The 25,954-nt window shown below is 70.9% G+C and carries 23 protein-coding genes; 17 read left to right on the top strand and 6 right to left on the bottom strand.

Annotated features, from left to right (window positions below; translation table 11 throughout):
* Position 1: 1 nt before the first annotated feature.
* Positions 2 to 850, bottom strand: coding sequence for an alpha/beta hydrolase family protein (locus OED52_RS15025; protein ID WP_264151660.1), 849 nt, complete (start codon positions 848 to 850; stop codon positions 2 to 4).
* Positions 851 to 988: 138 nt separating this feature from the next.
* On the opposite strand from OED52_RS15025, the gene glmS reads away from it, so the two are divergent.
* From glmS to tsaD, 8 genes are read left to right on the top strand one after another with little or no spacing between them, the layout of a single operon-like run.
* Positions 989 to 2,854 carry a glutamine--fructose-6-phosphate transaminase (isomerizing) gene (gene glmS, locus OED52_RS15020; protein ID WP_264151659.1) on the top strand — a complete coding sequence of 622 codons (1,866 nt, stop codon included), beginning with the start codon at positions 989 to 991 and terminating at the stop codon, positions 2,852 to 2,854.
* 44 nt (positions 2,855 to 2,898) lie between these two features.
* Positions 2,899 to 4,350, top strand: coding sequence for an NAD(P)H-hydrate epimerase (locus tag OED52_RS15015; protein WP_264151658.1), 1,452 nt, complete (start codon positions 2,899 to 2,901; stop codon positions 4,348 to 4,350).
* Positions 4,351 to 4,408: 58 nt separating this feature from the next.
* Positions 4,409 to 5,581 carry an alanine racemase gene (gene alr / locus OED52_RS15010; protein ID WP_264151657.1) on the top strand — a complete coding sequence of 391 codons (1,173 nt, stop codon included), beginning with the start codon at positions 4,409 to 4,411 and terminating at the stop codon, positions 5,579 to 5,581.
* Between the two features lie 4 nt (positions 5,582 to 5,585).
* Positions 5,586 to 6,644: an alpha/beta fold hydrolase gene (locus OED52_RS15005; protein ID WP_264151656.1), complete on the top strand. Its 1,059-nt coding sequence runs from the start codon at positions 5,586 to 5,588 to the stop codon at positions 6,642 to 6,644.
* Entirely contained in the window at positions 6,637 to 7,119 is a 483-nt protein-coding gene (gene tsaE / locus OED52_RS15000; protein WP_264151655.1) for a tRNA (adenosine(37)-N6)-threonylcarbamoyltransferase complex ATPase subunit type 1 TsaE, read from the top strand. Before OED52_RS15005 ends, tsaE begins: the two co-directional genes overlap by 8 nt.
* 48 nt (positions 7,120 to 7,167) lie before the next feature.
* On the top strand, positions 7,168 to 7,836 hold the full coding sequence (gene tsaB / locus OED52_RS14995; protein WP_264151654.1) for a tRNA (adenosine(37)-N6)-threonylcarbamoyltransferase complex dimerization subunit type 1 TsaB: 669 nt from the start codon (positions 7,168 to 7,170) through the stop codon (positions 7,834 to 7,836).
* Positions 7,833 to 8,351: a ribosomal protein S18-alanine N-acetyltransferase gene (rimI, locus tag OED52_RS14990; protein ID WP_264151653.1), complete on the top strand. Its 519-nt coding sequence runs from the start codon at positions 7,833 to 7,835 to the stop codon at positions 8,349 to 8,351. Before tsaB ends, rimI begins: the two co-directional genes overlap by 4 nt.
* Before the next feature lie 44 nt (positions 8,352 to 8,395).
* The gene (tsaD, locus tag OED52_RS14985) at positions 8,396 to 9,424 is read left to right on the top strand and encodes a tRNA (adenosine(37)-N6)-threonylcarbamoyltransferase complex transferase subunit TsaD (RefSeq protein WP_264154720.1); all 1,029 of its coding nucleotides are present in this window, start codon (positions 8,396 to 8,398) and stop codon (positions 9,422 to 9,424) included.
* A gap of 3 nt (positions 9,425 to 9,427) precedes the next feature.
* On the opposite strand, the gene OED52_RS14980 is transcribed toward tsaD, so the two are convergent.
* Positions 9,428 to 11,137 (bottom strand): Hsp70 family protein, encoded by a 1,710-nt coding sequence (locus OED52_RS14980; RefSeq protein WP_264151652.1) that lies wholly within the window; start codon positions 11,135 to 11,137, stop codon positions 9,428 to 9,430.
* A gap of 311 nt (positions 11,138 to 11,448) precedes the next feature.
* Between OED52_RS14980 and groES the strand changes: the two genes are divergently transcribed.
* Together groES and groL are read left to right on the top strand one after the other, a co-directional pair.
* Complete coding sequence (gene groES, locus OED52_RS14975; protein ID WP_264151651.1) at positions 11,449 to 11,751, top strand: co-chaperone GroES; 303 nt, start codon at positions 11,449 to 11,451, stop codon at positions 11,749 to 11,751.
* A gap of 89 nt (positions 11,752 to 11,840) precedes the next feature.
* Positions 11,841 to 13,457, top strand: a complete 1,617-nt coding sequence (gene groL, locus OED52_RS14970; RefSeq protein WP_264151650.1) for a chaperonin GroEL — start codon at positions 11,841 to 11,843, stop codon at positions 13,455 to 13,457.
* 171 nt (positions 13,458 to 13,628) lie between these two features.
* Here groL and OED52_RS14965 read toward each other — a convergent pair whose 3' ends face one another.
* Positions 13,629 to 13,922, bottom strand: coding sequence for a WhiB family transcriptional regulator (locus OED52_RS14965; protein ID WP_264151649.1), 294 nt, complete (start codon positions 13,920 to 13,922; stop codon positions 13,629 to 13,631).
* A 528-nt stretch (positions 13,923 to 14,450) separates the two neighbouring features.
* Here OED52_RS14965 and OED52_RS14960 point away from each other — a divergent pair.
* The 3 genes from OED52_RS14960 (at position 14,451) to OED52_RS14950 (ending at position 17,109) form a co-directional block, all read left to right on the top strand.
* Positions 14,451 to 15,347: a hypothetical protein gene (locus OED52_RS14960; protein ID WP_264151648.1), complete on the top strand. Its 897-nt coding sequence runs from the start codon at positions 14,451 to 14,453 to the stop codon at positions 15,345 to 15,347.
* Positions 15,348 to 15,482: 135 nt separating this feature from the next.
* On the top strand, positions 15,483 to 16,061 hold the full coding sequence (locus tag OED52_RS14955) for a sigma-70 family RNA polymerase sigma factor (RefSeq protein WP_264151647.1): 579 nt from the start codon (positions 15,483 to 15,485) through the stop codon (positions 16,059 to 16,061).
* Positions 16,054 to 17,109: an anti-sigma-D factor RsdA gene (locus tag OED52_RS14950; protein WP_264151646.1), complete on the top strand. Its 1,056-nt coding sequence runs from the start codon at positions 16,054 to 16,056 to the stop codon at positions 17,107 to 17,109. The genes OED52_RS14955 and OED52_RS14950 overlap by 8 nt, the downstream gene beginning before the upstream one ends.
* Before the next feature lie 109 nt (positions 17,110 to 17,218).
* Here OED52_RS14950 and OED52_RS14945 read toward each other — a convergent pair whose 3' ends face one another.
* On the bottom strand, positions 17,219 to 17,629 hold the full coding sequence (locus OED52_RS14945; protein ID WP_264151645.1) for a DUF5319 domain-containing protein: 411 nt from the start codon (positions 17,627 to 17,629) through the stop codon (positions 17,219 to 17,221).
* 275 nt (positions 17,630 to 17,904) lie between these two features.
* Here OED52_RS14945 and guaB point away from each other — a divergent pair, with 275 nt between their 5' ends.
* From guaB to guaA, 4 genes are all read left to right on the top strand, one after another.
* Positions 17,905 to 19,428, top strand: coding sequence for an IMP dehydrogenase (guaB, locus tag OED52_RS14940; protein WP_264151644.1), 1,524 nt, complete (start codon positions 17,905 to 17,907; stop codon positions 19,426 to 19,428).
* 69 nt (positions 19,429 to 19,497) lie between these two features.
* Positions 19,498 to 20,631, top strand: a complete 1,134-nt coding sequence (locus OED52_RS14935; protein WP_264151643.1) for a GuaB3 family IMP dehydrogenase-related protein — start codon at positions 19,498 to 19,500, stop codon at positions 20,629 to 20,631.
* 189 nt (positions 20,632 to 20,820) lie between these two features.
* Complete coding sequence (locus tag OED52_RS14930) at positions 20,821 to 22,548, top strand: GMC family oxidoreductase N-terminal domain-containing protein (protein ID WP_264151642.1); 1,728 nt, start codon at positions 20,821 to 20,823, stop codon at positions 22,546 to 22,548.
* Between the two features lie 56 nt (positions 22,549 to 22,604).
* Entirely contained in the window at positions 22,605 to 24,179 is a 1,575-nt protein-coding gene (gene guaA, locus OED52_RS14925; RefSeq protein WP_264151641.1) for a glutamine-hydrolyzing GMP synthase, read from the top strand.
* A gap of 81 nt (positions 24,180 to 24,260) precedes the next feature.
* Here the strand turns inward: guaA and OED52_RS14920 are convergent, their stop codons facing one another.
* Both OED52_RS14920 and OED52_RS14915 read right to left on the bottom strand, forming a co-directional pair.
* Positions 24,261 to 24,494 carry a hypothetical protein gene (locus OED52_RS14920; protein ID WP_264151640.1) on the bottom strand — a complete coding sequence of 78 codons (234 nt, stop codon included), beginning with the start codon at positions 24,492 to 24,494 and terminating at the stop codon, positions 24,261 to 24,263.
* Positions 24,487 to 25,935, bottom strand: coding sequence for a PspC domain-containing protein (locus tag OED52_RS14915; protein WP_264151639.1), 1,449 nt, complete (start codon positions 25,933 to 25,935; stop codon positions 24,487 to 24,489). Before OED52_RS14915 ends, OED52_RS14920 begins: the two co-directional genes overlap by 8 nt.
* Between the last annotated feature and the right edge of the window lie 19 nt (positions 25,936 to 25,954).

Genomic DNA, 25,954 nt, shown 5'->3' with positions numbered 1-25,954 from the left:
GTCAGTGGTCGAGCAGCATGTTGACCTGCGAACCGAGATCACGGTCGACCAGGTCGGGATCGGTGATCACCGTCGAGCCCGGGATCTCCGCGGTGAGATCGGAGAAGGCCGCGTAGGTCCGGTCGCCGGTGAGACGGTGCAACAGGAAGCCGGTGAGCAGCGCGCGGGTGCGTTCCTGCGTGCGACGTTCCGGACCGCCCACCCCCAGCGCGCCGAGCAGGCGGCGCCCCTCGGCGAGCCCTTCGTCGTTCGCCTTCGAGACCACCCGGAACACCACGTCCTTGCGGCCCCAGCCGCGGGCCACCGCGATCGCGTCGCTGGTCATGGAACCGAGACTCTTCTCACCCACGAGCACCAGACCGGGCACCCGCACCCGCTCGGCCGCTTCCGCCGCGCGCGGCGAGACGGGGGCGGGATAGAGCGCCGCGACAGCCGCGACCTCCCGTCGTGCTGCGGCGTGCACCGCGGCACCGGCACCGGATCCGTGGCCCACGAGGGCGAGCCGCGACGGGTGGACGCTGATCCGCCCGGTTCCCAGCCGCACGCCGGTGCAGATGTCGAGGGTCGTGAGCAGGTCGGTGGCCAGGCCGACGGCCGAGGGCATCGGGCCGCGTTCGGTGTCCGGGGCGCCGACGACGATGCCCCAGGACGCGAGATGCTCGAACAGCTTCGTGTACCGCTTGACCCCGGTCAGCCAGCCGTGCCCGAACGCGACCGCGGGCAGGTCGAAGCCTTCCGCCGGGGTGTACACCACACCCGGCTGACCGGCGAGTGCCAGGTCGCCGCGCAGGACCGTGTAAGGGCCGCGCTTGGACAGTTCCTGAGCCAGTTTCTTGGGGTTCGCCGCCACGGCGAGAACGTTAGCGGATACCGCTGCTCGCCGGGCCCGGTGGCGTCCGCCCGCGGCCCCGGTGACGTTCGGAGGGTGCCCTGTGACGGGCACCGCCGCATTGTCGCCGGACGTTCGCCGACCAGTACCCTGCTACTCATGTGCGGAATCGTGGGGTATGTCGGGCACCGTCGTGCTCTCGACGTCGTGGTGGAGGCGCTGCGGCGGATGGAGTACCGGGGTTACGACTCGGCCGGTATCGCCGTCCTGGACGGTAAGGGTGGTCTGGCCGTCGAACGCAAGGCCGGGCGGTTGGCGAATCTGGAGGCCGAGCTCGCCGAGATCGGTGAGGAGCACTTCGCCGGTACGGCGGGGATGGGACACACCCGGTGGGCCACCCACGGCCGGCCCACCGACCGCAATGCGCATCCGCACCGGGACGCGACCGGCAAGGTCGCGGTGGTGCACAACGGCATCATCGAGAACTTCGCGCCACTGCGCGACGAGCTGGAGAAGGCCGGCGTCGAGCTGGCCAGCGACACCGACACCGAGGTGGCGGTGCATCTGGTGGCCCGCGCCTACGCCGAGGGACCCACGGCCGGGGACTTCGTCGAGAGCGCCCGCAGTGTGCTGCGCCGCCTCGAGGGAGCGTTCACGCTGGTGTTCGCGCACGCCGATCATCCGGGCACGATCGTCGCGGCGCGGCGGTCGACGCCGCTGGTCGTCGGGGTCGGTGAGGGCGAGATGTTCATCGCCTCGGATGTGGCGGCGTTCATCGAGTTCACCCGCGAGGCGGTCGAGCTCGGGCAGGACCAGGTGGTGGTGATCACCGCCGAGGGGTACACGGTGACCGATTTCGACGGCAACACCGATGTGGTGACCCGGCCGTTCACGATCGACTGGGATCTGGCCGCCGCCGAGAAGGGCGGGCACGACTACTTCATGCTCAAGGAGATCGAGGAGCAGCCCGCGGCGGTGGCCGACACCCTGCGCGGACACTTCGTCGACGGGCACATCGTGCTCGACGAGCAGCGCCTGTCCGATCAGGAACTGCGCGACATCGACAAGGTGTTCGTCGTCGCGTGCGGCAGCTCCTACCATTCGGGGCTGGTCGCCAAGTACGCGATCGAGCACTGGACCCGGCTGCCCGTCGAGGTCGAGCTGGCCTCGGAGTTCCGCTACCGCGATCCGGTGCTGGACCGTTCGACGCTGGTGGTGGCGGTGTCGCAGTCCGGGGAGACCGCCGACACCCTCGAGGCGGTGCGGCACGCCAAGGAACAGAAGGCGCGGGTGCTGGCGGTGTGCAACACCGTCGGGGCGCAGATCCCGCGGGAGGCCGATGCGGTGCTCTACACCCGCACCGGCCCGGAGATCGGGGTGGCCTCGACGAAGGCGTTCCTGGCGCAGATGGCCGCGAACTATCTGGTCGGTCTGGCGCTGGCGCAGGCGCGCGGCACCAAGTATCCGGACGAGGTGGCCCGCGAGTACCAGGATCTGGCGGCGATGCCGGAACGGATCGCCAAGCTGCTGACCGGCATGGATCCGGTGCGGACGCTGGCGCGGCAGCTGTCGGATTCGCCGGCGGTGCTGTTCCTGGGCCGGCACGTCGGTTATCCGGTGGCGCTCGAGGGGGCGCTCAAGCTCAAGGAACTGGCGTACATGCACGCCGAGGGGTTCGCGGCCGGGGAGCTCAAGCACGGGCCGATCGCGTTGATCGAGGACGGGCTGCCGGTGATCGTGGTGATGCCCTCGCCGAAGGGCCGGGCGGTGCTGCACAGCAAGCTGCTGAGTAACATCCGTGAGATCCAGGCCCGCGGGGCGGTCACGGTGGTCATCGCCGAGGAGGGCGACGAGACGGTGCGGCCGTTCGCCGATCACCTCGTCGAGATCCCCGCCTCGCCGTCGCTGCTGCAGCCGCTGTTGTCGACGGTGCCGCTGCAGGTCTTCGCCGCCGAGGTCGCCCAGGCCCGCGGTTACGACGTGGACAAGCCCCGCAATCTCGCCAAGTCCGTCACCGTCGAGTGATCGATACGAAGTAGCCGTGTAACCGCGACATCCCGGGAGGGACGATGCGCAGTTATCACCCCTGCGACACGGTCCGTGCCGCGGAGGCGCCCCTGCTCGCCTCGCTGCCCGAGGGAACGCTGATGCGCCGGGCCGCGCACGGGCTCGCCCGGGTCACCGCCGAGGAACTGCGGGCCCGCACCGGCGGGATCGCCGGCCGCCGGGTGACTTTGCTCGTCGGCTCGGGCGACAACGGCGGGGACGCGCTGTGGGCGGGTGCCTTCCTGCGGCGCCGGGGCGTTGCGGTGACGGCTCTGCTGCTGAACCCCGACCGGGCGCATCCGGCGGGACTGCGGGCGCTGACGAAGGCCGGTGGGCGGGTCCTGCGGGCCGCTCCCGAGCACGTCGGCGACCCCGACCTGGTCCTCGACGGCATCGTCGGTATCTCCGGGCGGGGCCCACTGCGCCCGGCCGCCGCCGCGGTCGTCGACGAGATCACCGCCCCGATCGTTGCCGTCGACACCCCGAGCGGGGTCGATCCAGACACCGGGGCCGTCGACGGCCCGGCCGTCACGGCCGCGGTGACGGTCACCTTCGGTGCCTACAAGCCCGTCCACGTGCTCGCTCCCGCGAGGTGCGGTCGTGTCGAACTGGTCGACATCGGCCTCACCCTGCCCGAGGCCCGGCTGGCGGCGGCGGAGCCGTCGGAGATCGGGGCGATCTGGCCGGTCCCCGGCGCCGAGGACGACAAGTACTCGCAGGGCGTGGTCGGTATCCGTGCCGGCAGCGCCCGGTATCCGGGGGCGGGGGTGTTGTGCACGGGAGCCGCGGTCGCCGCGACCTCCGGCATGGTGCGCTACGTCGGCACCGGCGCCGCCGAGGTGCTCGCCCGGTTTCCCGAGGTCGTCGCGAGCACGACCGTGGCCGAGACCGGCCGGGTGCAGGCCTGGGTGGTCGGACCGGGCGCCGGCACCGACGACGAGGCCGTCGCGACGCTCCGCGGCATCCTCGCCACCGACCTGCCGGTGCTCGTCGACGCCGACGGGCTGACCCTGCTCGCCCGCGACCCGGGCCTCGTGCGGGGCCGGTCCGCGCCGACCCTGCTGACTCCGCACGCCGGGGAGTTCGCGCGGCTGACCGGGAACCGACCCGAACCCGACCGGGTGGCGGCCGCCCGGGAACTCGCCGCCGATTGGGACGTCCACGTGCTGCTCAAGGGCCGTGCCACCCTCGTCGCCCGGCCCGACGGGCACGTCTTCGTCAACGACGCGGGCGGATCGTGGGCGTCGACCGCGGGCGCCGGCGACCTGCTGTCCGGCATCGTCGGGGCGCTGATGTCGTCGGGGATGCCGGTGGATCTGGCCGCGGCGGCCGGGGCCCGCGCCCACGCGCTCGCCGCGAACCTCGCGGCCCGCGATCCGGAAGCGCCCGGCGCCGCCCCGGTCTCGGCGAGCGGGATCCTCGCCCGGATCGGCGACGCGATCCGGTTGCTGCGCACCCACATTGCCGAATCGTGACGTGGCACACCGGGCCACGACGAAGGCCGGTCGGGGCGCAGTGGCAGGATCGAGAGACGTGACCACGACCCCGCGCCCCCCGCAAGCTGCTCGAACTCTCCATCCCCAGGCGGAGGCGGTCGTCGACCTCGACGCCGTCGCGGAGAACGTACGAGCGTTGCGCGAGTACGCGGGGCCGGCGGCGATCATGGCCGTCGTCAAGGCCGATGCCTACAACCACGGCGCGGTGCCGGTCGCGCGGGCGGCGCTCGCCGCCGGCGCCCGGGAACTCGGCGTGACCACCCTCGGCGAGGCCCTGGAACTGCGTGCCGCGGGCATCGAGGCTCCCATCCTGTCCTGGCTGCACACCGCCGACTCCGACTTCGCGCCCGCCGTGGAGGCCGGCATCGAACTGGGTGTCTCCTCGCCGCGGCATCTCGCCGCCGTCGTCGAGGCGGCCCGGGGCGTCGGGACCACCGCGACGATCACGGTCAAGGTCGACACCGGTCTCAACCGCAACGGCGTCGCCGCCGACGAGTGGGACGACATGCTGCGCGATCTCGGCCGCGCCCAGGCGGAGGGTGCGGTGCGGGTGCGCGGGGCGTTCTCCCATCTCGCCCACGGCGACGAGCCCGACCATCCTGTCAACGCCGAGCAGCGCGACCGGCTGATCGAGGCCGTCGCCGACCTGCGGCGGCACTCGCTGGCCCCCGAGGTGGTGCACCTGTCGAACTCGGCGGCCACCGTCACCCGCCCCGACCTGCGATTCGACATGGTTCGGCCCGGAATCGCGATGTACGGGTTGACACCGATCCCGGAACGCGGAGACATGGGTTTCCGGCCGGTGATGACCGTACGGGCGAGGGTGGTGCTGGTGAAGAAGGTGAAGGCAGGAACCGGGGTGTCCTACGGGCACAGCTGGGTCGCTCCCGTCGACACGACCGTCGCGTTGCTGCCCATGGGCTACGCGGACGGCGTCCGCCGCAATCTCAGCGGCCGCATCGAGGTGCAGCTCGGCGGACGCCGCTGCCCGCAGATCGGCCGCGTGTGCATGGATCAGCTCGTCGTCGACCTCGGCCCGGACGGGGCCGGAGTACGCGAGGGCGACGAAGCGTTGTTCTTCGGTGACGGGCGTCACGGCGAACCGAACGCCCAGGACTGGGCCGACGTGCTGGGCACGATCAACTACGAGATCGTGACCGGCATCGGCGGACGCACCGTCCGGACCTATGTCGGGGGGAAGGGAGTGTGAGGTCATGTCCGTGATGGGCAGGATGGGGCTCCTGGGCACGAGCCTCCTGACGCTCGCCTCGTCGGCGGGCCTGTACGCGGTGAAGAGCGCCGGCGCCCCCGTCCCCGAGATCTACGGCGACGAGGACTTCGACGCGATCCTCCGCCTCCCGGAACGCACCGTCACCACCGAGGACGGGGTGTCCCTCGTCGTGCGCGAGTCCGGCTCACCGCAGGCGCCGCTCACCGTCGTCTTCGTGCACGGATACTGCCTGCGGATGCAGTCCTGGCACCTGCAGTACCGCCACCTGACCGCGCACTGGGGACGCGACGCGCGCGGGGTGTTCTACGACCAGCGCGGTCACGGCGAGTCCGGCCACTCGGACTCCGACCGGTGCACGATCGCGCAGCTCGGCCGCGACCTCGGCCGGGTGATCGACGAGGTGGCCCCCACCGGGCCGGTCGTCGTGGTCGGACATTCGATGGGCGGCATGACGGCCATCGCGCTCGCCTCGCAGCGCCCCGATCTCTTCGAGGGACGCATCGCCGGGGTGGGGCTCCTCGCCACCACCGCGGCCGGGCTCAGCAAGTCGGGGATCGGCCGCAATCTCGAGAACCCGGTGATCGACGCCTTCCGGTACGCGGCACGCACCGCGCCGGGCTTCGTGCAGTTCGCGCGCGGCGCCGCCCGGGCCGTCGTCACCCCGATCCTGCGGGCCGCCTCCTACGGCACGGTGGTCAGCCCGCGGCTGGTGCGGTTCTCCGACCGGATGCTCGACGAGACGTCCGTGCTGACCATCGTCAACTTCCTGCGGACGCTGGAGCTGCACGACGAGTCCGCGGCGCTGCCCGTGCTGGGCACGGTCCCGGTGCTGGTGCTGTCCGGGGACGCCGACATGGTCATCCCGTTCACGAGTTCGCAGGCTCTCGCCGAGGCGCTGCCCGACGCCGAACTCGAGCGCGTGCGCGGCGCCGGGCACCTGGTGCAGCTCGAATTCCCGGAGGTGGTCGACCGGGCGCTCGACCGCCTGATCCAGCGGGCCTTCACCCACCACGCGTCCGTGAGGCAGGCGGCAATTGGCTGAGCAGCACATCGAGCAGAACACCGAGCAGCACATCGAGCTGGCGACGGTGGAGGACACCGAGGCGTTCGGGCGGCGCCTCGCCGCGGAACTGCACGCCGGCGACCTGGTGGTGCTCGACGGGCCGCTCGGTGCCGGCAAGACCGCACTGACCCGGGGTATCGCCGCCGGTCTCGGGGTGCAGGGACGGGTCACCTCGCCGACCTTCGTGATCGCCCGCGAACACCGCCCCGGCAACCCCGAGGGCCGGGAACCGGTGGGAATGGTCCACGTCGACGCCTACCGGCTGGGTGACGGCCCGAACGCCCTCGACGAACTCGACGCGCTCGACCTCGACACCGACCTCACCGACACCGTCGTGGTCGTGGAGTGGGGCGAGGGCCTCGTCGAGCAGCTCGCCGAGCGGCACCTGCGGGTGCGGCTGCGGCGCGATCCGGGCAGTGACGTCCGCCGCGCCAGCTGGGAGTGGGTGGGCTGAAGCACGCGCGGTAGGTCGGCGTGCCACCGCGGAGTACGCTGGTACATCGTGCTCGTGCTCGCCGTCGATACCGCCACACCCGCCGTGACCTCGGGACTCGTCCGTCTCGACGCCGACGGCGGTGATGCCCTGCCGGAGGTGGTCGCGGCCCGGGTCACCGACAATCCGCGGGCACACGCGGAGGTGCTGACCCCGCAGATCCTCGAATGCCTCGCCGAGGCCGGGAAGAGCCCCACCGATCTCGACGCGATCGTCGTCGGCGTGGGACCGGGCCCGTTCACGGGCCTGCGCGTCGGCATGGCCACCGCCGCCGCCTTCGGTGACGCCCTGGGCATCCCCGTCCACGGCGTGTGCAGCCTCGACGCCATCGCCGTCGACGCCCACCGTCGCCACGACGTCACGGAGGACCTGCTGGTCGTCACCGACGCCCGACGCCGCGAGGTGTACTGGGCGCGCTATTCCGGCGGTCGCCGCGTCGAGGGCCCCGAGGTGCGCAAGCCCGCCGACCTGCCCGCCGAACCGTCCGTGCGGATCGCGGGTTCGCCCGCCCACGTCGCACTGTTCGACCTGCCGGCCGTCGACGTGCACACGCCGTCCCCGGCCGCGCTCGTCGCCGTGGCCGCCGACGACCTCCGCGCGGGCACCGAACCGGCCCCGCTGGTGCCCCTGTACCTGCGCCGACCCGACGCGGTGGAACCCGCGAACCGCCGAGCATGAACACGACCCCCGACGACACGAACGCGCCGGCGGAACCCGCCGTCGTCCTCGACCCGCTGCGCCCCGAGGACGCCCCGCGCTGCGCCGAACTCGAACAGGTCCTGTTCCCCGGCGACGACCCGTGGAGCGCCGAGGCGTTCCTCTCGGAACTGGCCTCACCGCACAACCACTACGTCGCGGCCCGCGACCGGGACGGACGGCTGATCGGGTATGCGGGCCTGGCCCGGCTCGGCACCGCGATCGACCCCGAATCCGAGGTCCACACCATCGGCGTCGACCCCGCCGCCCACCGCCGCGGCATCGGCGGCGCCCTGCTGGGGGAGCTGTTGCGGGTGGCCGACCGGTGGGGCGGCCCGGTCTTCCTCGAGGTGCGCACCGACAACGACCCCGCGATCGCCCTCTACCACCGTGAAGGGTTCGAGATCGTCGGAACCAGGAAGCGTTACTACCAGCCGAGCGGCGCGGACGCGTACACGATGCGGCGTCCCGATCCGCGAGAGGAGTCACAGCAGTGACCACCAGCAGTGCCCCGGTCCGTCTGCCGGAGAACCCCGTGGTGATGGGCATCGAGAGCTCGTGCGACGAGACCGGTGTCGGCATCGTCCGCTGGGTCGGCGACGGCACCCTCGAACTGCTCGCCGACGCGGTCGCGTCGAGCGTCGACGAACACGCCCGGTTCGGCGGGGTGGTGCCCGAGATCGCCTCCCGCGCGCATCTCGAGGCGATGGTCCCCACCATGCGCCGCGCCCTCGACGAGGCCGGTATCGCCCGGCCCGACGCGGTGTGCGCGACCATCGGCCCGGGCCTCGCGGGCGCGCTGCTCGTCGGGGTCGCGGCGGCGAAGGCGTACGCGGCGGCGTGGAACGTGCCGTTCTTCGCCATCAACCATCTCGCCGGGCACGTCGCGGTCGACACCCTCGAACACGGACCGATGCCGCCCTGCGTGGCGCTGCTCGTCTCCGGTGGACACACGCACCTGCTGCACGTCGAGGACCTGGGCAAGCCCATCGTCGAACTCGGCACCACCGTCGACGACGCCGCGGGAGAGGCCTTCGACAAGGTTGCCCGACTGCTGGGGCTGGGCTATCCCGGTGGCCCGGAGGTGGACCGGCTCGCCCGGGAGGGCGACCGCGAGGCGGTGGTCTTCCCGCGCGGCATGACCGGCCCGCGCGACGCGCGGCACGACTTCTCCTTCTCCGGTCTCAAGACCGCGGTGGCCCGGTTCGTCGAGGCGAAGGAACGCGCGGGGGAGCCGGTGCCGGTGGCCGACGTCGCCGCCGGATTCCAGGAGGCCGTCGCCGACGTGCTGACGATGAAGGCCGTGCGCGCGGCGCAGGACCTCGGGGTCGACACCCTGGTTCTCGGCGGCGGTGCCACGGCCAACAGCCGGTTGCGGGAACTCGCGGAGGGGCGGTGCGCCGCCGCGGGGCTCACGCTGCGTGTGCCCCGGCCGCGCCTGTGCACCGACAACGGCGTGATGATCGCGGCGCTCGGCGCCCACCTCATCGCCGGTGGCGCCCAGCCGTCGTCGCTGGGGGTCGCGACCGATCCGGGCCTGCCGGTGTCGGTCTCGCAGATCACCGTCTGACGGCTATCGCCCGAAGGGCCACCCGTCCGGGGCGGTGACGTCCATGTGCGCCCCGCCGAGCATCGGCCCGGTAGCCCACGATTCCGCCGTCCACGGCCGGCTGGTCGACGGTTCAGTGGTCCCGCCGTCCGCGGTGGCCTCCTCGGAGGTCTCCTCCGGGGACGTGGACGGGGACTCGGTGGATGCCGGCGGAGGTGCCGGCGACGGGGTGCCCGACGTCGGGATGTCCGAGGGCGGGGTGGTGGTGTCGCTCGGGTCGGGACCCTCACCGCCGTCGGGTCCGTCGGTGCCGGGTTCCGTCGTGGAGGGCGGTGTCGCCGGACCGGTGCTGCCGGGAAGTTCCGAACCCGGAGTGGTCGTGCCGGGGGGAGCGAGCTGCGAACCCGGCGCGGCGGTGTCCGGCCGAGGCGGCCGCGTCATGGGGGTGTTCTCCGGCGAGAACTCCGGGGTGGGCACCTGGTCGATGGGGGTGGGGGTCACCGTCGTCGACGACGTCGTGGACGGACGCTCGACGGTCGTCGACGGGGTCCAGGTGCTCTCCGGCCAGGGGATCGTCGTGGGTGCGGGATAGTCCTCCGCATCGGTGCGGTCCGTGGCGACCTCCGGTTCCGGGTCGTCCGAGGGGATACCCGTCCCGGCCGAGGTCGCCGGCTCCTCGTCGGGAACCGCTCCGCTGGTGAGCAGCGGGGAGACCGAGGTGTCGCTGCCGTCGTGGTCGGTGAAGTGCTGGGTGACGAATCCGGCCAGCACCGCACTCAGCACGAGTACCCCCGCGAGGACACCGGACACCCGGCCCGACGAGCCCACGCCGCTGCGGGTGGGGGAGCCGACCAGCGGGTAGTGGTCCGCGGACGCTGATTCGCCGAGCAGTGCCGCGCCGATCGCGGCGGCGGCGCCGGGCTCGGGCACGGTGACGATCTCCCCGTCGAACGCGGAGGCGACGGCCTCGGCGAGCACCGGTGACGCGGCGGCACCGCCGAGCAGCGCCAGCGTGTGCGGGGTGGGGGACGACGAGGTGCAGACCCGGCGGGTGAACTCCGCCGCGGCCCGGGCGAGGTCCTCGGTGAGCCCGTTCAGTTCGGAGCGGGTGAGCGTGACCGATGCCCGGGGACCGGCCTCGGTGATGTCGATGCGGGTGGTCGACGCACTGGAGAGCGCCTCCTGGGCGCCCTGACAGCGGGCGGCCAGGAGATCTGGGTCGATCTGCCCGCGGATGCGCAGGCGTTCGGTGGCCTGCCGGACGTGGTCGAACACCCGGGCGCCGAGCACTCGCCCGCCGACCAGCTCGGTCCGGTCCGAGCGCAGCACCGTGCCGCTGACCCGGTCCAGCACGGAGACGGTCGTGCCGGAGGCGCCGACGTCGACGATGCCGATCGTGCCCGGTTCGCGCCGGACACCCACGGTGTGGAGGTAGGCGAGAACCGCCGAGGTCTCGGGAACGAGGCGCACCATGCGTCCGGCGCGTTCGGCGGCGACACGGATCTCGGTTGCCTGTTCCGCGGTGCGGTAGGCGACCGTGATCGGGTCCGGTGCGGCGCTGCCGGTGGGGGAGACGAGCGAGACGGCGTCGAAGACGAGGTCTCCGAGGCCACGTCCCGACTCGGATTCGGCGGTCAGTCTGCGGAACTCGGTCGTGGGACCGGTCGCGGTGTCGACGCGCAGGGCCGAGCCGACGCCGGAGGCGCCGACGGAGATGCCGAGCGACGTGGGCATTGTTCACCTTCCGTGCGTGATCGACGACAGGCGCTGTGCGCACTCCTCCGGAGCGGAGGTCACCGAACGATCACGCTCATCGGTTTCCGTTATCCAACCGTAACATGCACCCCCGCGACGCGCTCGGCGGCGCGTTTGCGCCCGCTGCCCTTGAGTGCTGGCACTCTCGTGTATAGAGTGCTAGTGACACCGAGCGCCGACCCGGCACCCGCGACGACGGGACGCGTGCGGAGTCACCGTGATGACTGAACACACCCGTGTCCGAGACCCGAATCTCGGACCCCAATACCCCTGAAAGTGGAGGGCTCATCGTGGCGAGCGTGAACATCAAGCCGCTCGAGGACAAGATCCTCGTCCAGGCCAACGAGGCCGAGACGACGACTGCCTCCGGCCTGGTCATCCCGGACACGGCGAAGGAGAAGCCCCAGGAGGGCACCGTCGTCGCCGTCGGCCCCGGCCGCTGGGACGAGGATGGCGAGAAGCGCATCCCGCTGGACGTCAAGGAAGGCGACGTCGTCATCTACAGCAAGTACGGCGGCACCGAGATCAAGTACGCCGGCGAGGAGTACCTGATCCTGTCTGCGCGCGACGTCCTGGCTGTCGTCTCCAAGTAGACCGCTTGCATTCCGCCCCGGTGTCCCGTGTTTCGGACCCGGGGCGGAATACGTTGCGCACCATCCGATTCCAGGAGTAGCCGGAAAACATGTCCAAGCAAATCGAGTTCAACGAGAACGCGCGTCGGGCGCTCGAGCGCGGCGTCGACCAGCTCGCCGACGCCGTCAAGGTCACCCTCGGCCCCCGCGGCCGGCACGTGGTCCTCGCCAAGGCCTTCGGCGGCCCGACCGTCACCAACGACGGTGTGAGCATCGCCCGCGAGATCGAGCTGGAGGATCCGTTCGAGAACCTCGGCGCCCAGCTCGTCAAGAGCGTCGCCACCAAGACCAACGATGTCGCCGGTGACGGCACCACCACCGCCACCGTGCTCGCGCAGGCCCTCGTCAAGGCCGGCCTGAAGAACGTCGCAGCCGGTGCCAACCCGATCGCGCTCGGCGCCGGCATCGCCAAGGGTGCCGACAAGGTGAGCGAGGCCCTGCTCGCGGCCGCCACCCCGGTCGAGGGCAAGACCGCCATCGCGCAGGTCGCCACCGTCTCCTCGCGCGACGAGGAGATCGGCGAGATGGTCGGCGAGGCGCTCACCCGCGTGGGTGAGAACGGTGTCGTCACGGTCGAGGAGTCCTCCACCCTCAACACCGAGCTCGTCGTCACCGAGGGCGTGCAGTTCGACAAGGGCTTCCTGTCGCCGTACTTCATCACCGACGTCGACGCCCAGGAGGCCGTCCTCGAGGACGCCCTCGTCCTGCTCTACCGCGAGAAGATCACCTCGCTGCCCGAGTTCCTCCCGCTCCTCGAGAAGATCGCCGAGTCCGGCAAGCCGGTCCTGATCATCGCCGAGGACATCGAGGGCGAGCCGCTGTCGACCCTCGTGGTCAACGCGATCCGCAAGACCCTCAAGGCCGTCGCTGTCAAGGCCCCGTACTTCGGCGACCGCCGGAAGGCCTTCCTCGAGGACCTCGCCGTCGTCACCGCCGGTACGGTCATCAACTCCGACCTGGGCCTGACGCTCAAGGACGCCGGCCTCGACCTGCTCGGTTCCGCCCGCCGCGTGGTCGTCACCAAGGACAGCACCACGATCGTCGACGGTGCCGGCACCGCTGAGGACATCGAGGCCCGCGCCGCCCAGCTGCGCCGCGAGATCGAGGCCACCGATTCGGACTGGGACCGCGAGAAGCTCGAGGAGCGCCTCGCCAAGCTGGCCGGTGGCGTCGCGGTCATCCGCGTCGGCGCGGCCACCGAGACCGACCTCAAGGAACGCAAGTTCCGCGTCGAGGACGCCGTCAACGCCGCCAAGGCCGCCGTCGAGGAGGGCATCGTGCCCGGCGGTGGTTCGGCGCTGGTGCAGGCCGCCCGCTCGCTCGAGGAGCTGCAGGCCTCGCTGTCCGGTGACGAGGCGACCGGTGTCGCCGCTCTGCGGGCGGCTCTCGAGGCTCCGCTGTACTGGATCGCGACCAACGCCGGTCTCGACGGCTCGGTCGTCGTCAACCGCGTCGCCGAGGCCGAGCGCGGCCAGGGCTTCAACGCTGCGACGCTGACCTACGGCGATCTCGTCGCCGAGGGTGTCGTCGACCCGGTCAAGGTGACTCGCTCCGCGGTCGTCAACGCCGTATCGGTGGCGCGCATGGTCCTCACCACCGAGAGCGCCGTCGTCGAGAAGCCTCAGGAGGAGGCCGACGCCGGTCACGGTCACGGCCACGCCCACTAGGATCGGGACCCCTTCCGGGTAGCGGTTACGGCCCGGAAGGGGACACGACGGCCCGAAGGTGAACGACGCCCCGAAGGTGAACGACGCGCCCGAAGGTGAACGACAAGGCCCCGCGCTTCTGCGCGGGGCCTTCGTCGTAGGGTCGGTCGTCTCACCGGTCGGGTGGGCTGCTCACACTGCGACCTTCCGTCGGCGACGGCGCGTGTACAGTTCGCGCTCCGTCTCCGACATTCCACCCCAGATGCCGTAGGGCTCGCCGACGGCCAGGGCGTGTTCGCGGCACTGGACGAGGACGGGGCAGGTGCGGCACAGCTCCTTCGCACGGTTCTCCCGCTGGGCGCGAGCGCGGCCACGCTCGCCGTCCGGGTGGAAGAACACGGAGGAGTCCACACCACGGCACTTGCCGTGCATCTGCCAATCCCAGAGATCCGCGTTCGGGCCGGGCAGGATGTGTGGGGCAGGCATGGTGGCACTCCTTCTGCAGCGGCTCGCACCGTTGATGCGAGCGGACCGTGGATCCTTCGGGATTCCCTCTGTGATCCGAATCAATCGACCTCACCGTAGAATTGATAACGATTCGTCGTCAACACTTCGGATCAGTGGGAAAGTCCATAACCCTCCGGCCAAGATTTAACCGTGGAAATGTTTACTTTTCCCGCCGAGCGTGCCTAGACCCTGCAGTGTGGGCCGAAAGGCGGTATCCTCTCGGCGCCCGGGCGGGTCGAACGTCCCGAACTTCCTGGTGAACGCGTTGTTCCGGGGGTGGAACATCGACCGTACCGGCATCGCGGCACGAAAGCTTCGATCTTACATGCTGTTCGTATGTTTTAACCCGTTGTTCAAAAATATGTTCAGGACGGACTTCTCCTCCGATGCATCATTCCCGCAACCTCGGACTATTTGCGCTCACGGTGAGAATTTCTCGGGAATGGTGCCGGTTCCGGCCCGGAGCCCCGAACTCGGCCCCATTCCGGACGGTGGGATGATTTCGCGATGTCCATTCACGCCCTCACCGAACGCGACCTTCCGCCGGCGCCGTCGCAGGGCCCGGCCGACCTGCTCCGCATCGCCGCCTTCGGCGACCGCCCCGGCCTGCACCCGCTGCCCCCGGCGGCCGATCCCGAACACTCCTGGCTGCGGGCCGTCGCCCTCGGCGGGCAGGGCCGATACGCCGCGGCCCGAGCCGAACTCGCACGGTTGCGCGGTCGAGTGGGGGACAGGGGAGTGTGGGCGTCGCTGGGGGCGAGTACCGAGGCGTCGCTGCTCCGGCAGCTCGGCGGACACCGCGCCGCCGCAATCCTCGACGGGCGTGCTCTCGCTGCCGTCGGTGCGGTCCGGGCCGGGGACGTTCCGTCCGTCCGGGCCTGGTGCGACGCCGTGACCGGTCTGGCCGCCGACGCGCTCGGCCGCGGCCGGCTGCCGGTGTCCCGCACCCTGCTCGCCCGCTGCGCCTCCGTGCTGGACGAAGCGGAGGCCGGCGGTGCTGCGACAGCCGGGCCGGGGGGCGGCGACGCGCCGTACCTCAGGCAACGAATCCGTCTCGCCTGGGTGAGTGCGGAGACCGCTTTGGCGGCCGGCGACTTCGCCACCGCGCGACCCCACGCAGAGCGGGCGGTGGCCCTGTCGGAGACCTTCGGCTCGGTCCGCCACGCGATCAAGTCCGAACTCGTCCGGGCGGCCTCGCTTACCGGCGAAAAAGACCTCGGACCTGCACGGGAGGCAGCGGCGGAGGTACTCGCCCGCACCGGCGAACACGGGCTGGTGCCGCTGCAGTGGGCGGCCGCGATGCTCCTCCACGGCCTGGGCGGCGGAGACGAGGCCGCGCACGTGCGGGATCGCGCCCGGGACACGGTCGTGCACCGGGGTGGCCGATTCGCAACGAACGGGTAGCAACGGTGTCCCGGCCCGAGCGGGTGGCATGCCGATCGGTCTGTTGTGGTCGTTACTCTGGGGGTGTTCCACTGTCAGGTGGAAGCCCATCCGGCCGGGTGGTGCCGACTTGTAACGCCAGGACTTGCGCAATCGATGACTGTTATGGGTGAGGAGTTGGACTCCGCGGTTGCTGCGGCTGCGCAAGGTGACCGGGCGGCCCTCGCCCAGGTTCTTGCCATTGTCCGACCCCTCGTCGTGCGGTACTGCCGCGCACGGGTCGGAACTGCAGAGCGCGGCCAGCTCTCTGCAGACGACGTTGCTCAGGAGGTGTGCCTGGCCGTGATGACCGCTCTGCCGCGATATCAGGACCAGGGACGCCCCTTCATGGCGTTCGTCTACGGAATCGCAGCCCACAAGGTTGCCGACGCGCATCGGAGCGCGGCGCGGAACCGCGCCGAACCGGTCGCGGACGTACCCGAGGTGATGTCGCTCGACGACAGCCCCGAGGAATATGCGATCAACTCCGAGACGAGTCGCCAGATGAAGCAGCTGCTGGGCACCCTGCCCGAGAAGCAGCGCGAGATCCTCATCCTCCGGCTGGTCATGGGTCTGTCGGCGGAGGAGACCGCCGCGGCCGTGGGTAGTACCGCAGGAGCCATCAGGGTGGCCCAACACCGGGCCATCGCCAGACTCAAGAAGGAAGTCACGAGAGCAGGTGAGCGGAATGGGTAGGAGGCGTTTCTCGGGCGGCCGCTTCGACCACGAATCTCCCGACGACGATACCTCCGTGGACCTCGCTGCCGTTCGGCGTGACGACGCCCTGATCGATGCGATCTCGGGTGACGGACCGGTCGAGACCGAGACCGACGAGGAATACGAACTCGCCACACTGCTGGCGGACTGGCGCGCGGAGATCCTCGCCGAGCCCATGCCCGTCGGCCCCGACCTCGACGAGGTCGTGGCGGCGGTCAACCGCGAGATCGGCGCCCGGGAGACCTTCGCCGGCGCATCCGCGGTCGGCACCGGGCGTACTCGTTCCAAGGGTCAACTGCGTCTGATCCGCCCCCTCGCCGGTGCAGCCGCGCTCGTGGCCGTGGCTCTGGGCGGCGCGACCGCGATCTCCTACGGAGCCGAACCCGGCGACCCGCTCTGGGGCGTCAAGCAGGTGGTCTTCAGCGAACAGGCCCAGTCGACCGAGGCCCGCATCGAGACGGCCTCGACGCTCGAACGCGCCGAACAGTTGATCGCCGAGGGCAATCCCGAGGAGGCACGGGCTCTGCTGAGTACCGCGGAGAGCCGGTCCAGTGAGGTCCGCAACCCCCAGGAGCGCAGCGTCCTCGACGACTGGATGCAGCGCCTGACGGCGGAGATCGAGAAGCTCACACCGCAGCCGCAGGTGCCGCCCCCGCCGGTGACGCCGGAGGCCACACTGCCGGAAGAGTCCGGGGTGGTCGTCCAGCCGCCGGTCACCTCCGGTGCGTCGGAGGTTCCGCAGTCGGTGACGCAGTCGCCGTCGCCGGCCGACACGCAGACCGGTACCTCGTCGCCGCCGAAGACCACGGTGGACCCGACGGTCCTGCTGGTGCCGCCGACGCCCGCCGATACGACGACCCCGTCGGAGACCACCGCACCGCCGACCTCCGACAGCCAGTCGTCGTCGGTGCCGCAGTCCCCGTCCTCGAGCCCGCAGACACCGATCTCGGACACTCTGCCCCGCACGCAGCAGAACGGCGGGACCGACGTGGGTTCCTCGGCGGTGGATACCCCGACGGTGGAATAGCGCTCCTTCGGAGACGGTGGAATAGCGCTCCTTCGGAGACGAACCCGGATACCACTCGGGCCCGGCAGCGGAAGCTGCCGGGCCCGAGTGGTCGTTCCTGTGTGCGTCGTCAGCCGTCGAGGCCGTAGGGGTCGACGGGCAGTGCCTCGTTCATGGACGCGTCCGCGTAACCGCGGCAGTAGTCCCAGGTGACGTAGGCGTCGGGGGACGGATCGAAGGCCGGCTCGTGCGGACGCACGGTGCCGTCGACCAGCAGCTGGAGCAGGTTCGCCCGCAGCATGTCCCAGTCGTGGTAGTGGTCCTGATGGCAGTCCTCGCAGCACACCACGAGCCCGCGGATCCCGCGCGGGGCCAGCAGCGCCTCGTACACGGCGAGGTCGGCGAGGTCCTCTTCCACCGCGAGCCGCTCGGCAGGGTCGAGCGGTTGCCCCGGCTCGATCGCGTCCAGTGCGGCGGACGGATCGTCGGGGTCTCCTGCGAACGGGTCCGGTGGCAGTCCGGGAGGCAACTGATCACGCACGACTCCACGGTACGCAGTTCCAGGGGGTCTGCGCCAGCGGTGCAGGACGGACACGCCGGGAAATACGGGTGTACGAGGCGGTGACGCAGAACACGACGGTGGCCGGGGAACAGGGTTGCGGCCGAACCGGTTGTCACCAACGGATACCATTGCAGATGCGTGCAGCTCCCGATCCGCTCATCGGGGCGGGAGCATGTACATCCTTCATCCATTCCCGTTGCCGGACGACGGAACCGTCGTCCGCACCCATCGATGTCACGGAGGGTCCGAACCGCATGAGTAGTACCGGAGGGCGTGTGCACACCGGCGGTGACGACCCGAACAAGGTCGCGATGCTGGGTCTGACCTTCGACGACGTGCTGCTGCTTCCGGCGGCCTCCGACGTCGTCCCGAGCCAGGTCGACACCTCGAGCCGGCTGACCCGCGAGATCCGCCTGCGGATCCCGCTGGTCAGCTCGGCGATGGACACCGTCACCGAGTCCCGCATGGCCATCGCGATGGCCCGCGCGGGCGGCATGGGCGTGCTGCACCGCAACATGGCCACCGAAGTCCAGGCCGGCCAGGTCGAGACCGTGAAGCGGTCCGAGGCCGGCATGGTCACCGATCCGGTGACCTGCAAGCCGAGCAACACCCTCGCCGAGGTCGACGCCATGTGCGCCCGCTTCCGCATCTCGGGTCTGCCGGTCGTCGACGACGAAGGTCAGCTCGTCGGCATCATCACCAACCGCGACATGCGGTTCGAGGTCGACCAGAACCGCCCGGTCGCCGAGGTCATGACCAAGGCCCCGCTCGTCACCGCGCGTGAGGGCGTCACCGCGGAGGCCGCGCTCGGCCTGCTGCGCCGCCACAAGATCGAGAAGCTGCCGATCGTCGACGGCCAGGGCAAGCTCACCGGCCTCATCACGGTCAAGGACTTCGTCAAGACCGAGCAGCATCCCAATGCCACCAAGGACCGCGACGGCCGGCTGCTCGTCGGCGCCGCCGTCGGTGTCGGCGACGACTCCTGGACCCGCGCGATGACCCTCGTCGACGCCGGCGTGGACGTGCTCGTCGTCGACAGCGCCCACGGTCACTCGGCCAACGTGCTGTCGATGATCTCCAAGCTCAAGACCGAGGTCGGCGACCGCGTCCAGATCATCGGCGGCAACGTCGCGACCCGTTCGGGCACCGAGGCCCTCATCGAGGCCGGTGTGGACGCCGTCAAGGTCGGCATCGGCCCCGGCTCCATCTGCACCACACGCGTCGTCGCGGGTGTCGGCGCCCCGCAGATCACCGCCATCCTCGAGGCGTCCACCGTGGCGCGTGCCCACGGCGTGCCGGTCATCGCCGACGGTGGCATGCAGTTCTCCGGCGACGTCGCCAAGGCCCTGGCCGCCGGCGCGTCCACCGCGATGCTCGGTTCGCTGCTCGCCGGCACCACCGAATCCCCGGGTGAGCTGATCCTCGTCAACGGCAAGCAGTTCAAGAGCTACCGCGGCATGGGTTCGCTCGGCGCGATGCAGAGCCGCGGCGAGGCCAAGTCGTACTCGAAGGACCGCTACTTCCAGGACGACGTGCTCTCCGAGGACAAGCTCGTCCCCGAGGGCATCGAGGGACGCGTGCCGTTCCGCGGTCCGCTGCAGCAGGTCACCCACCAGCTCATCGGTGGTCTGCGCGCGGCGATGGGATACACCGGCTCGTCGACGATCGAGCAGCTGCAGGAGGCCCAGTTCGTGCAGATCACCGCTGCCGGGCTGAAGGAGAGCCACCCGCACGACATCACGATCACCGCCGAGGCGCCGAACTACGCGGTCCGGTAGGGTCCGCGTCCGCACAGGTCCCGTCCCACATACGACGGGAGCACCGTCTATCAGGAGAAAGGGGCGCGCGTGCGCGACCTCGTTGAAATCGGTATGGGCCGGACGGCCCGACGCACGTACGAGCTGAGCGACGTGAACATCGTCCCCTCGCGGCGGACCCGTTCGTCGAAGGAGGTGTCGACGAGCTGGCAGATCGACGCGTACCGATTCGACATCCCCGTTCTCGCCCACCCGACCGACGCCCTGGTCTCGCCCACCTTCGCGATCGAGCTGGGCAAGGCCGGCGGTCTCGGCGTCATCAACGGTGAGGGACTGTGGGGTCGCCACGCGGATGTCGACGCGGTGATCGCCCGGCTCGCCGAGACCGCGAGCACCGATCCGCGCGCAGCGGTGCGTTATCTGCAGGAACTGCACGCGGCACCGCTGCAGAGCGACCTGCTGGCCGCCGCCGTGGCGCAGGTCCGGGAGTCCGGGGTCACCACCGCCGTGCGGGTGAGCCCGCAGAACGCGCGGGCCCTGACGCCCGAGCTGGTGAAGGCCGGTATCGACCTGCTCGTCATCCAGGGCACGATCATCTCGGCCGAGCATGTCGCCCACGGCGAGGACGAGCCGCTCAACCTGAAGACGTTCATCTCGGAGCTCGACGTGCCGGTCATCGCCGGTGGCGTCAGCGACCACCGCACCGCCCTGCACCTCATGCGCACCGGTGCCGCCGGTGTCATCGTCGGCTTCGGCTCGACGAAGCAAGGGACCACCACGAGCAGTTCGCTGGGCATCGGCATCCCGATGGCCACGGCGATCGCCGACGCCGCCGCGGCGCGTCGCGACTACCTCGACGAGACCGGTGGCCGCTACGTGCACGTCATCGCGGACGGCGACATCGAGACCGCCGGTGATCTGGCCAAGGCGATCGCGTGCGGCGCCGACGCTGCGGTCCTCGGTGCCCCGCTGGCGCTCGCCGAGGAGGCCGCCGGGCACGGCTGGTACTGGCCGTCGGTGGCCGGGCACCCGTCGATGCCGCGTGGCGCGGCGGTCCGGGTCGAGCAGGGTGAGCGCCCGAGCCTCGGCACGGTGCTGTTCGGCCCGTCCGACGATCCGTCGGGTTCGCTCAACCTCGTCGGCGGCCTGCGCCGCTCCATGGCGAAGGCCGGGTACTCGGACCTCAAGGAATTCCAGAAGGTCGGTCTGTCCGTGCGCGGATAGATCCTTCCGGCACCTTCCACGGTGGCCGGGCACGGCGTCGGACGACGCGGTGCCCGGCCACCGTCGTCTGTGTGCGGCGACCGCGACATTTTCGTGCTACTCGACGTAACGGGTAGAGTCGGAGTGTGTGCCAGCCCTCACACCAACGGGTGCATACTGGCCGGTAACCATCTCGTCGCTGGAGGTTCCATGAGTAAGCAGCGGGTCACGGACTACGACGTCCTGATCGTCGGATCGGGTTTCGGTGGAAGCGTCACAGCGCTGCGCCTGGTGGAGAAGGGCTACAAGGTCGGTGTCCTCGAGGCCGGCCGCCGCTACGCCGACGCCGACTTCGCCAGGACCAGCTGGGACCTGCGCCGCTTCCTGTGGGCGCCGAAGCTCGGCTGCTTCGGCATCCAGCGTGTCCACCTCCTGCGCGACTGCCTCATCCTCGCCGGCGCGGGCGTCGGCGGCGGATCGCTGAACTACGCCAACACCCTCTACAAGCCGCCGGCAGCTTTCTTCGAGGACCGCCAGTGGGCCGGTATCACCGACTGGCACGACGAGCTCAGCCCCTGGTACGAGCAGGCCAAGCGCATGCTCGGTGTGGTGCAGTACGGCCGGATGACCGCTGCCGACAAGGTCATCAAGTCCGTCGCCGAGGACATGGGCGTCGGCGACACCTTCGTCCAGACCCCCGTCGGCGTCTTCTTCGGCGAACCCGGCCGCACCGTGGCCGACCCCTACTTCGGCGGCGCCGGGCCCGACCGCACCGGCTGCATCGAGTGCGGCGAGTGCATGACCGGCTGCCGGCACGGCGCCAAGAACACCCTCGTCAAGAACTATCTCGGTCTCGCCGAGAAGGCGGGCGCGGAGATCGTGCCGCTCACCACCGTCACCGACCTGCGCCCGGGCGCGGACGGCACCTGGGAGGTGTTCACCGAACGCACCGGCGCCTGGGTGCGTAAGCGGCGCCGCACCTACACCGCCGGGCACGTCGTCCTCGCCGCCGGCACCTGGGGCACCCAGCACCTGCTGCACCACCTCAAGGACACCGGCGCGCTGCCGGAGCTGTCCGACAAGCTCGGCGAGCTGACCCGCACCAACTCCGAGTCCATCGTCGGGGCCGGGAAGCTGAAGGTCGACCCGGACATGAAGCTCACCGAGGGTGTCGCGATCACCTCGTCGTTCCACCCCACCCCCGACACGCACATCGAACCCGTTCGTTACGGCAAGGGCTCGAACGCGATGGGGCTGCTGCAGACCCTCATGACCGACGGTGACGGCCCGGTCCCGCGCTGGGCGAAGTTCCTCGCCGAGGTCGCGAAGAACCCGGTGAAGATGCTGCGGATGCTGTCGGTGCACCGCTGGAGCGAGCGCACCATCATCGCCCTGGTGATGCAGAACCTCGACAATTCCATCACCACCTACACGAAGAAGGGGCTCTTCGGCCGCCGCAAGGTGACCAGCAAGCAGGGCCACGGGCAGCCGAATCCCACCTGGATACCCGCCGGCAACGAGGCCACCCGCCGCATCGCCGAGAAGATCGACGGCATCGCGGGCGGCACCTGGGGTGAGATCTTCAACATTCCGCTCACCGCCCACTTCCTCGGCGGCGCCGTCATCGGATCCGACCGCGAGCACGGTGTCATCGATCCCTACCACCGCGTCTACGGCTACCCGACGCTGAGCGTCGTCGACGGTGCCGCGGTCTCCGCCAACCTCGGCGTCAACCCCTCGCTCACCATCGCTGCGCAGGCCGAACGCGCCGCGTCGCTGTGGCCGAACAAGGGGGAGGAGGATCAGCGGCCCGAGCAGGGGAAGCCCTACCAGCGCCTCGCCCCGATCGCCCCGAAGAACCCGGTGGTGCCCGAGGACGCACCCGGCGCCCTGCGCCTGCCCGTCGTCGAGATCACCGGCGGCGGCCGGGTCGCATAGCCCGTTCGTCAGCGGCCGCGTCGGGACCACCCGGCGCGGCCGCATAGACTGTTCGAGTGTCGTCGCAAAGCCAGCAGTCCAGACCGGTCGTAGTCGTCGATTTCGGAGCCCAGTACGCCCAGCTGATCGCCCGGCGGGTGCGCGAGGCCAACGTGTACTCCGAGGTGTTGCCGCACACGGCCACCGTCGAGGAGATCGCCGCGAAGAACCCGCGCGCCGTGGTGCTCTCCGGTGGCCCCGCCAGTGTGTACGAGGAGGGCGCCCCGCGCCTCGATCCCGGGCTGTTCGATCTCGACGTCCCGGTCTTCGGCATCTGCTACGGCTTCCAGGCGATGGCCCAGGCGCTCGGCGGAACCGTCGCCCACACCGGTGCCCGTGAGTACGGTCGCACCGAGATGACGGTGACCGGCGGTGTGCTGCACGAGGGCCTGCCCGAGACGCAGCCGGTGTGGATGAGCCACGGCGACGGCGTCACCGAGGCCCCCGAGGGCTTCGAGGTCACCGCCCGCAGCGCCGGCGCTCCCGTCGCGGCCTTCGAGGACCGCGCCCGCCGCCTCGCCGGTGTCCAGTACCACCCCGAGGTGCTGCACTCCCCGCACGGCCAGCAGGTGCTCAGCCGCTTCCTCCACGAGATCGCCGGGATCCCCGGCGACTGGACCGCCGCGAACATCGCCGACGCGCTCGTCGAGCAGGTGCGCGAGCAGATCGGCGACGGCCGCGCGATCTGCGGTCTGTCCGGTGGTGTCGACTCCGCCGTCGCGGCCGCGCTCGTGCAGCGCGCCATCGGCGACCGCCTCACCTGTGTGTTCGTCGACCACGGTCTCATGCGCGAGGGTGAGCGGCAGCAGGTCGAGCGGGACTTCGTCGCCGCGACCGGCGCCCGTCTGGTCACCGTCGATGCCTCCGAGACCTTCCTGCGCGAACTCGCCGGCGTGACCGACCCGGAGACCAAGCGCAAGATCATCGGCCGCGAGTTCATCCGGTCCTTCGAGGGCGCGGTCTCCGACATCCTCGGGGAGGGTGCCGAGAAGGGCGAGACCATCGAGTTCCTCGTGCAGGGCACCCTGTACCCGGACGTCGTCGAGTCGGGCGGTGGTTCCGGCACGGCCAACATCAAGAGCCACCACAACGTCGGTGGTCTTCCCGAGGACCTGCAGTTCAAGCTGGTCGAGCCGCTGCGCCTGCTGTTCAAGGACGAGGTGCGCGCGGTCGGACGTCAGCTCGGTCTGCCCGAGGAGATCGTCGGCCGCCAGCCGTTCCCCGGCCCGGGCCTCGGCATCCGCATCATCGGTGAGGTCACCCGCGAGCGCCTCGAGATCCTGCGCCGCGCCGACTCGATCGCCCGCGAGGAACTCACCTCCGCCGGCCTGGACAACCAGATCTGGCAGTGCCCGGTCGTGCTGCTCGCCGACGTGCGGAGCGTGGGTGTGCAAGGCGACGGCCGCACCTACGGTCACCCGATCGTGCTGCGTCCGGTCTCCAGCGAGGACGCGATGACCGCCGACTGGACGCGTCTGCCCTACGAGACCCTCGAGCGGATCTCCACCCGCATCACCAACGAGGTGGCGGAGGTCAACCGCGTGGTGCTCGACGTGACGAGCAAGCCCCCGGGAACCATCGAATGGGAGTGATCCCCACCCTCACTCGCCGAGGGCGGTGAGACGACGACCCCCGGACCTTTCGGTCCGGGGGTCGTCGCGTAGGTGGGCCCGCTATCGGCGGCGGTTCGGCAGGAAGACCAACACCGCTCCGATCAGCAGGGCCGCACCCACCAGGACCCACCCCAGGTCCACGGCTGCGAGGAAGTCGACGGGGAACGGCCCGATCATGGCCCATCCGCTCACCAGCAGCGCCGCCAGAGCGGACAGCAGGAGCAGGAAGGACGGGCCCTTCCGGGTGCGCCCGGTCCGATCCTCGGTGGTCGTTCCGGTTTCGTGATCAGCCACGGCGCACCTCCAGAGTTCCGAATTCCATGTTCGCGTCCAGGTTCAGGACCGGTCCGCCCTCGCCGTCGCGGCCCCCGTCCAGACCGGGGGCGGGGCACCTGCGCAGCTCACCGGGGTCCACCGTGCAGGTGGCGCGGACGTCCAGGTTCTCCGGCAGGATCACGTCGACCCTGCCGAACCGGCCGTCGACCTGCACCGTGCGGTCCTCGGTGAGGTCGAGGTCGCGCAGATCGAGGGTCATCGCGCCGAACTCGGAGCGGTACTCGGACTGCAATTCGTCGGTGGTCGTCGGGGCCCAGACACGGTTGCCCCAGTTCGCGGGGTCGACCGGGCCGACGAACGAGGCGAGGACGACGAAACCGAGCAGGGGACCGGTCACCACGAGCAGTCCGTAGCCGCGGTGCAGGAACGCGCCGATCAGCAGACCCAGGCCGATCACGGCGAGGGCGACGGCGCCCACCCGGGCGGGGGTGACCCAGGCCAGGTCGCCGGCGGCACCGATCGCCGCGGTCACGGCCGCCGCGATCACGGCCAGGCCGAGCATCGTGGTAGTCAGACGCGACCGCTTGTTCTCGGTGGGAGCGGGTTCGTGCGTGGACGTCGGGTCGGGCAGGTCCCACGCGAACGGGGCGACACCCAGGGGGTCCCAGGCGGGCGGGGTACGGAGTTCCGGTGTGGGGATCTCCGATCCGAGCAGGGGAGGCGCTGGGACGTTCTGCAGCGGAGCCGCGGTGTCGTTCTGCAGCGGAGCCGCGGTGTCGTTCTGCGCGGGAACTGCGGTGTCCTTGCGGAGATCGGGCTTCGCGAACGCGCCCGTCGCGGGGGCCGGGTTCTGAGCCGGCGACTCCGGCGCCGCGGTGGGGTTCTCCGCGACGGGCGGCACCGGCGGACGGGTGTACGCGTCGGTGTACGTACCGGCGGGAGCCGACCAGGGGTACTGGTAGGGATAGGTCACCGGCGGCTGCGGGAAGGCCTGCTGGGACCGGTCCGGGCCCTCCGGCGCCGGGAGCACGGGTGGCTCGGGCCGGCGCTGGTACAGCAGCCACCAGCCGCCGAGCATCAGCACCGTGCCGATGAATCCGGAGCCCCCCGAACTCGTCCCGACGGGCCCGATCGCGCCGGCGGCGATGGCCAGGGCCACGAGAATCACCACGACCTTGGTCGTCGACTCCGAACTCGCCCCGCGGCCGACGAGCGATTCGAGGGCGGAGACCTCGTCGCCGTGCCGGGTGAACAGCACCCAGGCCGCCAGGTACAACACGAGACCGGCCCCGCCGAACAGGGCGGAGACGACGAAGGCGACGCGGATCAGGACGGGATCGACGCCGTAGCGCACACCGATACCCGAGCACACCCCGGCGATGTGGCCCTGTCGCGGCAACCGCACCGGGCGGGTCCGCCACAGATGCGCCAGTTGTTCCTGGAAGCTTCTCGTGTCCATGGCACCCATCCTGCTGGGC

It is taken from the genome of Rhodococcus sp. Z13, assembly GCF_025837095.1.
GTDB classification, from domain to species: Bacteria; Actinomycetota; Actinomycetes; order Mycobacteriales; family Mycobacteriaceae; genus Rhodococcus; species Rhodococcus sacchari.
This window is presented reverse-complemented; position numbering and strand designations above follow the sequence as displayed.